Genomic DNA, 12,351 nt, shown 5'->3' on the forward strand with positions numbered 1-12,351 from the left:
GATCAGTCGCGCAGCGTGCTCATCCAGCCGTGGGTGTCGGCGAAGGTGCCGCGCTGGATGCCGGTGAGCGTGTCGCGCAGCGCCATGGTGACCTCGCCGGGCTCTCCGGTACCGATGCGGAAGTCGCCCTCGGCGGACTTCACGCTGCCGACGGGGGTGATCACGGCCGCGGTGCCGCACGCGAAGACCTCGGTGATCTCGCCCGACTCCGCCTTCTTCTGCCACTCGTCCGTGGAGATCTTGCGCTCCTCCACGGCGAAGCCCGCGTCGGTGGCGAGCGCCAACAGCGAGTCACGCGTGATGCCGGGCAGCAGCGAGCCGGACAGGGACGGCGTGACCAACCGCGCGTCGGGGCCGGAGCCGAAGACGAAGAACAGGTTCATCCCGCCCATCTCCTCGACGTAGCGGCGCTCGAGAGCGTCGAGCCACACGACCTGGTCGCAGCCCTGGTCCGCGGCCTGCGCCTGGGCCAGCAGGGAGGCCGCGTAGTTGCCCGCGAACTTCGCGGCGCCGGTGCCGCCCGGCGCCGCGCGCACGTACTCGGTGGAGAGCCACACGCTGACCGGCTTGACCCCGCGCGGGAAGTACGCGCCGGCGGGCGAAGCGATGAGGAGGTAGCGATAGGAGGACGACGGGCGCACGCCCAGTCCCGCCTCCGTGGCGAACATGAAGGGCCGCAGGTAGAGCGCGTCCTCGCCGCCGGCCACGGGCACCCACTCGTGGTCGACGGCGAGCAGCTGCTCGATCGACTCTCGGAACAGCTCCACCGGCAGGGCCGGCATCGCCAACCGCGCGGCCGAGCTCTGCAGGCGCTCCGCGTTCGCGCCGGGACGGAACGACGCGAGACTGCCGTCGGGCTGGCGGTAGACCTTGAGACCTTCGAAGATGGCCTGGCCGTAGTGCAGAACCATGGCCGCAGGATCCATCGGGAACGGCGCGTAGGGCGTCACCACCGCGTCGTGCCAGCCGGTGCCGGCGTCGTAGTCGATGGCCACCATGTGATCGGTGAAGTGCACGCCGAATCCGGGCGCCTGCAACACCGCTGCCCGCGCCTCCGCGGTGGCGGGCGACGGGTGCTCGTGACGCGTGAATTCCAGGCCAGTCATGCCGAACACTCTAAAGCAGGGTGGTGTGGCATCTCACCGCACGTGCGCCTCGACGAACGGCGGCCTGACCACCTCGCACGCGATCGCCCGACCACGCACGTCCACGTCGACCGCGTCGCCGACGGCGACGCCCGCCGCGGTGTCGAGCAACGCGAGCGCGATGCCCACCTTCAGGGTCGGCGAGAAGGTGCCGGACGTGGTCACACCGACCGGTTCTCCGGTGCCGACCGAATTCCCGGGGCGCAAGACGGTCAGACCCGGACGCAGCACACCGCGTCCGACGGCGCGGAGGCCGACGAGGGTGCGGGGTGCGCCCGCCTCCTTCTGCGCCAGGAGGGCGTCGCGTCCGCGGAACGCGTCCTTCTTCCAGCCCACCGCCCAGCCGCAGCGAGCCTCCAGCGGACTGATGTCGACGGACAGCTCGTGCCCGTGCAGCGGGTAGCCCATCTCGGTACGCAGCGTGTCGCGCGCTCCGAGGCCGGCGGGCTCGCCGCCCACCTCGCGCACCGCACCCAGCAGCGCCTCGAACAGCGACGCGGCCGTGTCCCATTGCGGCAGCAGCTCGTAGCCGTGTTCCCCCGTGTAGCCGGTGCGACAGACCCGTACCGAGCCGGATCCGAACGCGACGTCCTCGAACGCCATGTAGTCGAGAGAGGACGGCAGCCCGACGGCGGCGAGGACGTCGGCCGACCACGGCCCCTGCACGGCCAGGACGCCGTACTCCCGGTGCGCCGAGCGGACCTCGATGCCGGCCGGGGCACCCTGCGCGAGCACGTCGACCACGGCGGCGGTGTTGGCCGCGTTGGGCACGAGGAAAACCTCGTCGTCGGAGACGAGGTAGGCGATCAGATCGTCGACCACTCCCCCGTTCTCGGTGCAGCACAACGTGTACTGCGCCTGGCCGGGCCCGATGCGGTCGAGGGCGTTGGTCAGCACCGAGTCGACGTACGCCGCGGCGCCGGGACCGGAGACGACAGCCTTGCCCAGGTGGCTCACGTCGAACAACCCCGCGGTGGTGCGCGTCGACGTGTGCTCGGAGACGGTGCCCGCGTACGACACCGGCATCGTCCACCCGCCGAAGGGGGCGAACGTGGCTCCGAGGGCGACGTGCGCCTCGTGGACCGGACCGTGCAACAACTCTTCGCTCATGGTGGGGAACGCTAACTCAGACGAGCCCGATGTCGGGGTCGGCATACGATCGACTGCGTCGCTCCACCCCCACCGACCGTCCCCGACCATCAGGAGCAGCAGCACGTGAGCAGTCAGTCGCAGCGCACACTCGGACCCGAACTGGTCCTCGCCGGAACCATCGACAAGGCCGTCGAGGTCGTCGTCGTCGGACTCGAGAAGACCGACGACGGTGTCCGCATCGTCGGCGAGGACTTCCTCGGGAACGCCGCAGCCGACGTCCTCGCCGCGGTCACGGCCCTCGGCGCCACCGGCCGAGCCGACCAGGTCACCCGCGTTCCCGCGCCCTCGTCCCTGCCCGCCGCCAGCGTTCTCGCCGTCGGCCTGGGCACCGCCGCCGAGCGCTCCGACGACGTGCTGCGTCGCGCGGCCGGTTCGGCTGCGCGCGCGCTCACCGGCATCGGCCACGTCGCGACTACACTGTCCGCCGTCGGCCTCGCCGCCGCCGCGGAGGGCCTCTACCTCGGCGCGTACCAGTTCAGCGAGTACAAGCAGAAGTCGGCACCCGCGGAGGACGCGACGCCGATCGCCCGGGTGGATCTGCTCGTGGGATCCCCGCGCGACAAGCAGGCTCGCGCCGAACTCGCGCGCTCCGAGGCCGTCGCCGAGGCGGTCGCCACCGCCCGTGACCTCGTCAACACGCCCCCGAGTCACCTCTTCCCGGCCGAGTTCGCCGAGCGGGCCCGTGCCCTCGGGACCGAGGCCGGCCTCACCGTGCAGGTGCTCGACGAGAAGGCACTCGAGCGCGGGGGCTATGGCGGCATCATCGGCGTCGGGAAGGGCTCGTCCCGCCCGCCGCGTCTGGTCCGGCTGTCCTGGTCCGGCGGCAAGAAGAAGTCCCCCACCGTCGCTCTCGTCGGCAAGGGCATCACGTTCGACACCGGCGGCATCTCGATCAAGCCCGCGGCGGGCATGGAGAACATGACCTCGGACATGGCCGGCGCGGCCGCCGTCGTCGCGACGGTGGTGCTGGCGGCCAAGCTGAAGCTGCCGATCGACGTCACCGCGACGGTGCCGATGGCCGAGAACATGCCGTCGTCCACGGCGCAGCGTCCCGGCGACGTGCTGACCCAGTACGGCGGCACCACGGTCGAGGTCATCAACACCGACGCCGAGGGCCGCCTCATTCTCGCCGACGCCATCGTGCGCGCCTGCGAGGACGAACCGGACTACCTCATCGACACCGCGACCCTCACCGGAGCGCAGATGGTCGCCCTCGGCACCCGCACCCCGGGTGTCATGGGCACCGAGGTGTTCCGCGACCGCGTCGCCGCCATCTCGCAGCGCATCGGCGAGAACGCCTGGGCCATGCCGCTGCCTGCCGAACTGCGACCCGATCTCGACTCCCGCGTCGCCGATCTCGCCAACGTCACCAACCACCGGTGGGGCGGCATGCTCGCGGCCGGGCTCTACCTGAAGGAGTTCGTCGCCGAGGGCGTCCAGTGGGCGCACATCGACGTCGCCGGGCCGGCGTTCAACACCGGCGGGCCGCACGGCTACACGAGCAAGGGCGGCACCGGTGTCCCGGTGCGCACCATGATCTCGGTGCTCGAGGACATCGCCGAGCAGGGCTGACGCTCTCCGGCGCCGCTCGCGCGAGCGGGGAGCTCAGGCTCCCTGCTCGCGCCGCCGGATGATCTTCTGTCGGGCGTCGTGGTCCCGCATCCGCTGCGGGTACCCGGTCTTGCGCACGTCGTAGACCGGGATCTTCAGGTCCTCGCCCAGCTTGCGTGCGCCCTTCTCGCCGCCCACCGCGCGGCGGGTCCACTCACCGTCGTTCGCCACCAGCACCACGGTGATCGGGGTGACCGTCGTCTCCGGTTCGACGTAGGCCTCGACGCCGATGCGTGCGGCCGTCCAGTCGGCGAGATGAGCTCTGTCGGACGAGGACGACGCTCCGCCTCGGGATCGACCCGAACGCTTGAATCTGTCGAACAGTCCCACGGTGTCTCCTCCATCCGTCGGGCAGCGCACGCGACTCTCGCGTGCACGAAATGCACTCAATCCGGTCCACACCATCATCCGTACGGCACGCCGACCCCACCGAGCGCGAACCGTCTCACGAAGTGACAGGATGATCGGGCATCGCGTGAACCATCTCACGGTGCGCGTCACCCGTTACCGGCACAACTCGCCGCGAGAACGGTGCGACGCGGCCACAATGGTGCACGTACCGCGACCGGCTAGACACCACACCCGCTAGCGACCACGAGCCGCTACACCCGTACTACAACTTGTCGAGGAGTCAACAGACATGACCTTCTCCGTCCAGATGCCAGCTCTCGGTGAAAGCGTCACCGAGGGGACTGTCACACGGTGGCTGAAACAGGAGGGGGACACGGTCGAAGTCGACGAACCCTTGCTCGAAGTCTCCACCGACAAGGTGGACACGGAGATTCCCTCTCCGGCAGCGGGTGTCCTGACCAAGATCGTCGCGCAGGAGGACGACACCGTCGAGATCGGCGGTGAGCTCGGTGTCATCGGTGACGCGGACGAGGCCCCGTCCGACGGCGACGACTCGAGCAGCGACGACTCGAGCAGCGACGACTCGAGCAGCGACGAAGCCGACGCAGGCCCGTCCGACGCCGCCGAGCAGGCGTCCGTCGAGGGCGAGAGTGAGGCCGAGGCGCCCGCACCCGAGAGCGACGACGACGGCGGTGCGAGCAGCGGTTCCGCCGGTGGCGGCGACGGCACCCCCGTCACGATGCCCGAACTGGGCGAGTCCGTCACCGAGGGCACCGTCACCCGGTGGCTCAAGGCCGTCGGCGACGAGGTCGCCGTGGACGAGCCGCTCCTCGAGGTCTCCACCGACAAGGTCGACACCGAGATCCCGTCGCCGGTCGCCGGTACCCTGCTCGAGATCAGCGCCGAGGAGGACGACACCGTCGAGGTCGGCGGTCAGCTCGCCGTCATCGGTTCCGGCGCTCCCGCGAAGAAGGAGTCCGCGCCCGAGCCCGAGCCGGAGCCCGAGAAGAAGCCCGAGCCGGAGAAGAAGCCGGAGCCCAAGGCCGAAGCGAAGCCCGCCGAGAAGCCCGCCAAGCAGGCCGATCCCGAGCCCGCCGGTGAGGTCTACACGCCGGAGCCGAAGTCCGAGAGCAAGTCCGAGAACTCGTCGAAGTCGCAGTCCGAGGCGCCGGCCGGCGGCTCGAACGCCGGCGGTTCCAGCCCGTACGTCACGCCGCTCGTGCGCAAGCTCGCGCAGGAGAACGACGTCGACCTGAACTCCGTGTCGGGAACCGGCGTGGGTGGGCGCATCCGCAAGCAGGACGTCCTCGCCGCCGCCGAGGCGAAGAAGGCGCCCGCGAAGGAGGAGGCCGCTCCGGCTGCCGCAGCTCCGGCCGCGTCCGCCACGCCCTCGGCGCCGTCCACTGCCGGCGTGCGGCCCGAACTCGCGCACCTGCGCGGTTCGACGCAGAAGATCAACCGCATCCGGCAGATCACCGCCAAGAAGACCCGCGAGTCGCTGCAGACGTCGGCGCAGCTCACGCAGGTGTTCGAGGTCGACCTGACCAAGGTGGCAGCACTGCGCACCCGCGCCAAGGCCACGTTCAAGGAGCGCGAGGGCGTCAACCTGACGTTCCTGCCATTCTTCGCGAAGGCCGTCGTCGAGGCGCTCAAGGTTCACCCCAACGTGAACGCGAGCATCGACGAGGAGAAGAAGGAGATCACCTACCACGACGCCGAGCACCTGGGCATCGCGGTGGACACCGAGCAGGGTCTCCTCTCCCCCGTCATCCACAACGCGGGCGACCTGTCGCTGGCCGGCATCGCACGCGCCATCGCGGACATCGCGGCACGGGCACGGTCGAACGGCCTCAAGCCGGACGAGCTGTCCGGTGGCACGTTCACCATCACCAACATCGGCAGCCAGGGCGCTCTGTTCGACACGCCGATCCTGGTTCCGCCGCAGGCCGCCATGCTGGGCACCGGGGCCATCGTCAAGCGCCCGGTCGTGGTGACCGACGCCTCGGGCAGCGAGTCCATCGGTGTCCGCTCCATGGCGTTCCTGCCGCTCACGTACGACCACCGTCTCGTCGACGGCGCCGATGCGGGTCGCTTCCTGACCACCATCAAGCAGCGCCTCGAGGAGGGCGCGTTCGAAGCCGACCTCGGCCTCTGACGCTTCTTCGGTAATCTCGGAGGTCCCCGACTCTTCGCAGCCCCGACCTCCGGGAATCTGTGACCTGTCGAACGAGGGGGCACTCGCCGCACGTCGTGTGGTGGGTGCCCCCATCGCCGTCCCAGGAGGCATTCACTCGTGCGCATCGTCATCGCAGGTTCGTCCGGACTCATCGGCACGTCGCTCGTGGCGGCGCTGCGCAGCGGAGGACACGACGTGTTCCGCCTCGTTCGCCGTGCACCCGCGGGGCCGGACGAGATCGGCTGGGATCCCACCGCCGGATCGCTCGACCCGGAGGCGCTGAAGGGCGCCGACGCCGTGGTGAACCTGTGCGGTGTCGGGATCGGCGACAAGCGGTGGACCGGCGCGTACAAGCAGGCCGTCCGTGACAGTCGCATCGTCCCCACCGAGGTGATCTCCCGCGCCGTCGTCGAGGCGAAGGTGCCGACGCTCGTCAACGCCAGCGGCATCAACTTCTACGGTGACACCGGCGACACCGTGGTCGACGAGACGGCGCCGGTCGGCACGGGCTTCCTCGCCGAGGTGTGTCGCGACTGGGAGGACGCCACGTCCTTCGCGGCCTCGAACGGCGTCCGGGTGGTGTTCCTGCGCAGTGCTGCCGTCCTGTCCCGGCACGGCGGCATGATGGGCAAGCTCCGCCCGCTGTACCTCTTCGCGCTGGGCGGTCGGCTCGGCAGCGGCCGCCAGTACTTCCCGTGGATCTCGCTGACGGACGAGGTCCGGGCGATCGTCTTCACCCTCGAGAATCAGGACATCACCGGACCGGTCAACCTTCAGGGGCCCGCCCCGGTGACCAATGCCCAGTTCAACAGCGCCATGTCGCGTGCGGTGCATCGCCCGGCACCGTGGATGGTGCCCGGGTTCGCGATCTCCGCGATCATCGGCGAGTTCGCGAACGAGGCCATCCTGCACAATCCGCGAGCCATCCCCGCGGTGCTCGAGAAGCACGGATTCACGTTCGAGCACAACACCATCGGAGAGGCGCTCGCGGACACCGTCGGCTGACCCGGCGGCGTACTCTTCGATGTCATGATCACCCGCTCCGCCCGCGCCGACTCCCGGCCGATGCTCGTGCGTTCGCTCGGCACGATCGACTACCTCGAGGCTCTCGAGATCCAGCGCGAGGTCGCCGGCCGTCGTGCCGAGAACGTCGGCGCCGACGAGCTGCTGCTTCTCGAGCACCCGGCAGTCTTCACCGCGGGTCGGCGTACGGCTCCCGAGGATCGGCCGCGCGACGGCACCCCTGTCATCGACGTCGACCGCGGCGGCAAGATCACCTGGCACGGCCCCGGGCAGCTGGTCGGCTATCCCATCGTGCGGCTCGCGGAACCCGTCGACGTCGTGCGGTACGTCCGGCTGATCGAGGAGGCACTCATCGCCGTGTGCACCGACCTGGGCCTGGTGGTCGGGCGTATCGACGGCCGCTCGGGCGTCTGGCTCGCGGCCGGCGAGGTGCGCGGAGCCCGAAATTCTGGTCCGGGATGGCAGCCCGAACGCAAGGTCGCTGCCATCGGGGTCCGTGTGCAGCGGGGAGTCGCTCTGCACGGCTTCGCCCTGAACTGCAATGCGTCTCTGGAGGGCTTCGGCACCATCGTTCCGTGCGGTATCGCGGACGCCGGCGTCACCACGCTGTCGGACGAACTCGGCCGCGACGTGACCGTCGACGAGGTCACTCCCGCTGTCACGCAGCGCATCCTGGACGCACTCGACGGACGCCTGCCGTTGGCGGTGCACGATCTGGACAGAACGCCCGTCGCACCCACCCCACGCTTCACCACGGTGAACTTCGGCGGATGACCCCCCGCGAGTAGCATCGATGCGGTGACCGTCGCACCCGAGAACTCTCCTGCACAAGCTCCGAACGGACGCAAGCTTCTCCGCCTCGAGATCCGAAACGCGGAGACCCCGATCGAACGCAAACCGTCGTGGATCAAGACCCGCGCGAAGATGGGCCCCGAGTACTCAGAACTCAAGGGACTCGTCAAGCGCGAGGGACTGCACACGGTGTGCGAAGAGGCCGGGTGTCCCAACATCTACGAATGCTGGGAAGACCGCGAAGCCACGTTCCTCATCGGCGGTGAGCAGTGCACCCGTCGCTGCGACTTCTGCCAGATCGACACCGGCAAACCTGCCGACCTCGATCGGGACGAGCCGCGCCGCGTGGCCGAATCGGTGCAGGCGATGGGTCTGCGCTACTCCACCATCACGGGTGTCGCCCGCGACGATCTCGAGGACGGCGGCGCCTGGCTGTACGCCGAGACCGTGCGTGAGATCAAGCGCCTCAACCCCAACACCGGTGTCGAACTGCTGATCCCCGACTTCAACGCCGACCCCGGCCAGCTGGCCGAGGTCTTCTCCTCGCGCCCCGAGGTGCTCGCGCACAACGTCGAGACGGTGCCGCGCATCTTCAAGCGCATCCGTCCCGCGTTCCGCTACCAGCGCAGCCTCGACGTCATCACCGCAGCGCGCGACGCCGGCCTGGTGACCAAGTCGAATCTGATCCTGGGCATGGGCGAGACCTACGAGGAGGTCACGCAGGCGATGCAGGACCTGCATGACGCCGGCTGCGACATCCTCACCATCACCCAGTACCTGCGCCCGTCGCCGCGACACCATCCGGTCGACCGGTGGGCCAAGCCGGAGGAATTCGTCGAACACTCCAAGGCCGCCGAGGCCATGGGCTACGCCGGCGTCCTCGCCGGTCCCCTGGTCCGCTCCTCGTACCGCGCGGGTCGCCTCTACGCGCAGGCCATGGCTCACCACGGCCGTGCGATCTCCGAGAACATGTCCCACCTCGAGCACGGCGGCGAGGCGTCCCAGGAAGCCAGCTCGCTGATGGCGCGCCTGGCAGCCCGCTGACCTCACACCCCCAGCGACACCACGCGGCCCGCCGTCCTACCGGATGGCGGGCCGCGCTGCGTCTGCGCCTATCCTGGGAGTCATGGCGAACGGCGGTACAGCAGGCAAGGGCAAGGCCTCGAAAGAGGCGAAGGCCGCGGCGAAGGCAGCACGCAAGCAGGCCTCGAAGGAACGGCGCTCCCAGTTGTGGCAGGCCTTCCAGATGCAGCGCAAGGAGGACAAGCTCCTCCTGCCGCTGATGATCGGATCGGTCGTCGGTATGGCGGTGCTGTTCTTTCTGATCGGACTGATCTTCGGGATCGAGTGGCTCCTGCTGCCGTTCGGGCTCCTCATCGGTGTGCTCATCGCATTCGTGATCTTCGGTCGTCGCGTGCAGAAGTCGGTGTACGGCAAGGCCGAGGGCCAGGCCGGCGCCGCCGCGTGGGCACTGGACAACCTGCAGGGCGGGTGGCGTGTCAAGACCGCCATCGCCGGCACCACGCAGCTGGACGCCGTGCACCGCGTCATCGGTCGTCCCGGCGTCATCCTGGTGGCCGAGGGCGCACCGCAGCGCGTGAAGGCACTGCTGGCGCAGGAGAAGAAGAAGACTGCGCGCCTCGTCGGCGACACCCCCATCTACGACGTGGTCGTGGGCAACGACGAGGGCCAGGTTCCGCTCTCGCAGCTGCAGAAGTACCTGACCAAGCTGCCGAAGAACATCGACAGCAAGCGCATGGAGACCATCGAGTCACGCCTCTCGGCGCTGGGCGCCCGCGGCGGCCCGGCACTCCCCAAGGGGCCGATGCCGGGCGGCGCGAAGATGAAGGGCGTGCAGCGCACCATCAAGCGTCGCTAGTGGCCTCCGGCCCCACTACCGGGACATGAGGAGTGCGGTGCCCGTCGCGCGGTCGTGCATGCCGCGGCTGTCGATGTCGGTGATGACGGCGGGCACCACGAACGCGATGAAGACCTGACGTACCAGTGCGCGCACGACTCCCACGCGGCCCGGAGCGTCGATGCGCGCCACCTGCATGCCCATGCAGAACTGACCGGGCGTGAAGGAGAACAAACTCACGGACACGAAGCCGAGCAGGAACCACACACCGAGGGTCAGAGTCGACAGGTTGCCCCCGGCGACACTGCCGCCGAGGAACAGCGCGGACACACCCATCGACATCAACCAATCGATGGCCAACGCCGCCACACGCCTCGCTGTGGGCGCGAGCGAACCCGGCCCCACCTTGGGAAGTCCCAGGTACTCGCCCTGGTAGGCCTGCTGCTCGTGGTCACCGTCGGGCAGCGCGGCGGCGGGGCCCGAGAGCCATGATCCGGTCATCCGTGCCATGAGTGTTCTCCATACTGGTGTGAGTCCGGTGCCATTGCTCCAGGATAGGTGTCGCCCCGGCGGGAGAGCCTTCCCACCGGCCACCAGCTGCGACGACGGGACGCGTAACACCGACGAAACACGGACTTGACGGTGAGGCAACACCACTTCCCTACCGTCGGCGTGGCGCAGCTGCCGCACTCACACAGACGTCGCGGACCAGCACTCGACAAGAAGGAGTTCCAGCGTGGATTTCACCACGGCCGAAGAGGTCATCAAGTACATAGCGGACGAGAGCGTCGAGTACGTCGACATCCGTTTCACCGATCTCCCGGGTATCCAGCAGCACTTCTCGATCGCGGCGAAGGCGTTCACCAAGGACACCCTCGAAGACGGTCTCGCGTTCGATGGCTCGTCCGTGCGTGGCTTCCAGTCGATCCACGAGTCGGACATGATGCTGCTGCCCGATTACGGCACCGCTCAGATCGACCCGTTCCGTCACGCCAAGACGCTGAACATGGACTTTTTCGTCCACGATCCGTACACCCGCGAGTCCTACAGCCGCGACCCCCGCAACGTCGCACGCAAGGCCGAGGAGTACCTCGCCAGCACCGGCATCGCCGACACCGCGTTCTTCGGTCCCGAGGCCGAGTTCTACATCTTCGACTCGGTGCGCTACGACTCCCAGATGAACGGCGCGTTCTACGAGCTCGACTCGAGCTCCGGCGCCTGGAACACCGGCGCCGAGACCGAGGCCGACGGGTCCCCCAACCTCGGCTACAAGGTCCGCCCGAAGGGCGGCTACTTCCCCGTCGCGCCGTACGACCACTACGTCGACATCCGTGACGCCATCTCCACCAACCTGCAGAACGCGGGCTTCGAGCTCGAGCGCGGCCACCACGAGGTCGGCACCGGCGGTCAGCAGGAGATCAACTACAAGTTCAACACCATGCTGCGTGCAGCCGACGACCTGCAGCTGTTCAAGTACATCGTCAAGAACACCTGCTGGCAGCACGGCAAGTCCGCGACCTTCATGCCGAAGCCGCTGTTCGGTGACAACGGCTCGGGCATGCACGTCCACCAGTCGCTCTGGAAGGACGGCAAGCCGCTCTTCTACGACGAGAAGGGCTACGCGGGTCTGTCGGATCTCGCTCGTCACTACATCGGCGGCATCCTGCACCACGCGCCGTCGCTGCTGGCGTTCACGAACCCGACGATCAACTCGTACCACCGTCTGGTGCCGGGCTACGAGGCCCCCATCAACCTGGTGTACTCGGGCCGCAACCGCTCGGCCGCCGTCCGTATCCCCACCACGGGCAACAACCCGAAGGCCAAGCGTCTCGAGTTCCGCGCACCCGACGCGTCCGGTAACCCGTACCTGTCGTTCGCCGCGCAGATGATGGCCGGCCTGGACGGCATCAAGAACAAGATCGAGCCGCTCGCCCCCGTCGACAAGGATCTCTACGAGCTCCCGCCGGAGGAGGCCAAGAACATCCCGCAGGCACCTACGTCGCTGCCTGCCGTGATCGACCGCCTCGAGGCCGACCACGAGTACCTCACCGCCGGTGGCGTCTTCACCACCGACCTGATCGAGACCTGGATCTCGCTCAAGCGTGAGAACGAGATCGCGCCGGTGAACCTCCGTCCGCATCCGTACGAGTTCCAGCTGTACTACGACTGCTGAGTCCCGTTGCACCACGTCGAGCCCGCTCCGGACCCTGTCCGGCGCGGGCTCGCGTCGTTTCCGGGACGAT

11 protein-coding genes are annotated in these 12,351 nt (G+C 68.8%); 7 read left to right on the forward strand and 4 right to left on the reverse strand.

The genetic code is table 11. The annotated features are described in order from the left end of the window. Positions 1-2: 2 nt before the first annotated feature. Positions 3-1,106, reverse strand: a complete 1,104-nt coding sequence (locus tag JOE30_RS17310; protein WP_027505804.1) for a branched-chain amino acid aminotransferase — start codon at positions 1,104-1,106, stop codon at positions 3-5. Between the two features lie 33 nt (positions 1,107-1,139). Continuing rightward, positions 1,140-2,255: a glycine cleavage system aminomethyltransferase GcvT gene (gene gcvT / locus JOE30_RS17315; RefSeq protein ID WP_204868181.1), complete on the reverse strand. Its 1,116-nt coding sequence runs from the start codon at positions 2,253-2,255 to the stop codon at positions 1,140-1,142. 105 nt (positions 2,256-2,360) lie between these two features. On the opposite strand from gcvT, the gene JOE30_RS17320 reads away from it, so the two are divergent. Next, the gene (locus JOE30_RS17320) at positions 2,361-3,869 is read left to right on the forward strand and encodes a leucyl aminopeptidase (protein WP_204868183.1); all 1,509 of its coding nucleotides are present in this window, start codon (positions 2,361-2,363) and stop codon (positions 3,867-3,869) included. A 33-nt stretch (positions 3,870-3,902) separates the two neighbouring features. On the opposite strand, the gene JOE30_RS17325 is transcribed toward JOE30_RS17320, so the two are convergent. Beyond that, the gene (locus JOE30_RS17325; RefSeq protein ID WP_204868184.1) at positions 3,903-4,238 is read right to left on the reverse strand and encodes an oxidoreductase; all 336 of its coding nucleotides are present in this window, start codon (positions 4,236-4,238) and stop codon (positions 3,903-3,905) included. 310 nt (positions 4,239-4,548) lie between these two features. On the opposite strand from JOE30_RS17325, the gene sucB reads away from it, so the two are divergent. From sucB to JOE30_RS17350, 5 genes are all read left to right on the forward strand, one after another. Then, a complete protein-coding gene (gene sucB, locus JOE30_RS17330) occupies positions 4,549-6,414 on the forward strand; it encodes a 2-oxoglutarate dehydrogenase, E2 component, dihydrolipoamide succinyltransferase (protein WP_204868185.1) in 1,866 nt (621 codons plus the stop codon). A gap of 138 nt (positions 6,415-6,552) precedes the next feature. Continuing rightward, on the forward strand, positions 6,553-7,440 hold the full coding sequence (locus JOE30_RS17335; RefSeq protein ID WP_056445658.1) for a TIGR01777 family oxidoreductase: 888 nt from the start codon (positions 6,553-6,555) through the stop codon (positions 7,438-7,440). 24 nt (positions 7,441-7,464) lie between these two features. After that, complete coding sequence (lipB, locus tag JOE30_RS17340) at positions 7,465-8,232, forward strand: lipoyl(octanoyl) transferase LipB (RefSeq protein WP_204868186.1); 768 nt, start codon at positions 7,465-7,467, stop codon at positions 8,230-8,232. Positions 8,233-8,256: 24 nt separating this feature from the next. Beyond that, positions 8,257-9,294: a lipoyl synthase gene (gene lipA / locus JOE30_RS17345; protein WP_307806222.1), complete on the forward strand. Its 1,038-nt coding sequence runs from the start codon at positions 8,257-8,259 to the stop codon at positions 9,292-9,294. Positions 9,295-9,376: 82 nt separating this feature from the next. Continuing rightward, positions 9,377-10,129, forward strand: a complete 753-nt coding sequence (locus tag JOE30_RS17350; protein ID WP_056445665.1) for a DUF4191 domain-containing protein — start codon at positions 9,377-9,379, stop codon at positions 10,127-10,129. A 15-nt stretch (positions 10,130-10,144) separates the two neighbouring features. Here the strand turns inward: JOE30_RS17350 and JOE30_RS17355 are convergent, their stop codons facing one another. After that, positions 10,145-10,618, reverse strand: coding sequence for an RDD family protein (locus JOE30_RS17355; RefSeq protein WP_204868187.1), 474 nt, complete (start codon positions 10,616-10,618; stop codon positions 10,145-10,147). Positions 10,619-10,844: 226 nt separating this feature from the next. Between JOE30_RS17355 and glnA the strand changes: the two genes are divergently transcribed. Beyond that, complete coding sequence (gene glnA / locus JOE30_RS17360) at positions 10,845-12,281, forward strand: type I glutamate--ammonia ligase (protein WP_027505794.1); 1,437 nt, start codon at positions 10,845-10,847, stop codon at positions 12,279-12,281. The last annotated feature ends 70 nt before the right edge of the window (positions 12,282-12,351 follow it).

Source organism: Rhodococcus sp. PvP016, from assembly GCF_017832185.1.
Classification (GTDB): domain Bacteria; phylum Actinomycetota; class Actinomycetes; order Mycobacteriales; family Mycobacteriaceae; genus Rhodococcoides.

Excerpts from the sequence above, each read along its gene's own strand:
- lipB (WP_204868186.1), top strand. The coding sequence starts at position 7,465 with ATGATCACCCGCTCCGCCCGCGCCGACTCCCGGCCGATGCTCGTGCGT.
- gcvT (WP_204868181.1), bottom strand. The coding sequence starts at position 2,255 with ATGAGCGAAGAGTTGTTGCACGGTCCGGTCCACGAGGCGCACGTCGCC.
- JOE30_RS17350 (WP_056445665.1), top strand. The coding sequence starts at position 9,377 with ATGGCGAACGGCGGTACAGCAGGCAAGGGCAAGGCCTCGAAAGAGGCG.
- JOE30_RS17355 (WP_204868187.1), bottom strand. The coding sequence starts at position 10,618 with ATGGCACGGATGACCGGATCATGGCTCTCGGGCCCCGCCGCCGCGCTG.
- JOE30_RS17310 (WP_027505804.1), bottom strand. The coding sequence starts at position 1,106 with ATGACTGGCCTGGAATTCACGCGTCACGAGCACCCGTCGCCCGCCACC.
- sucB (WP_204868185.1), top strand. The coding sequence starts at position 4,549 with ATGACCTTCTCCGTCCAGATGCCAGCTCTCGGTGAAAGCGTCACCGAG.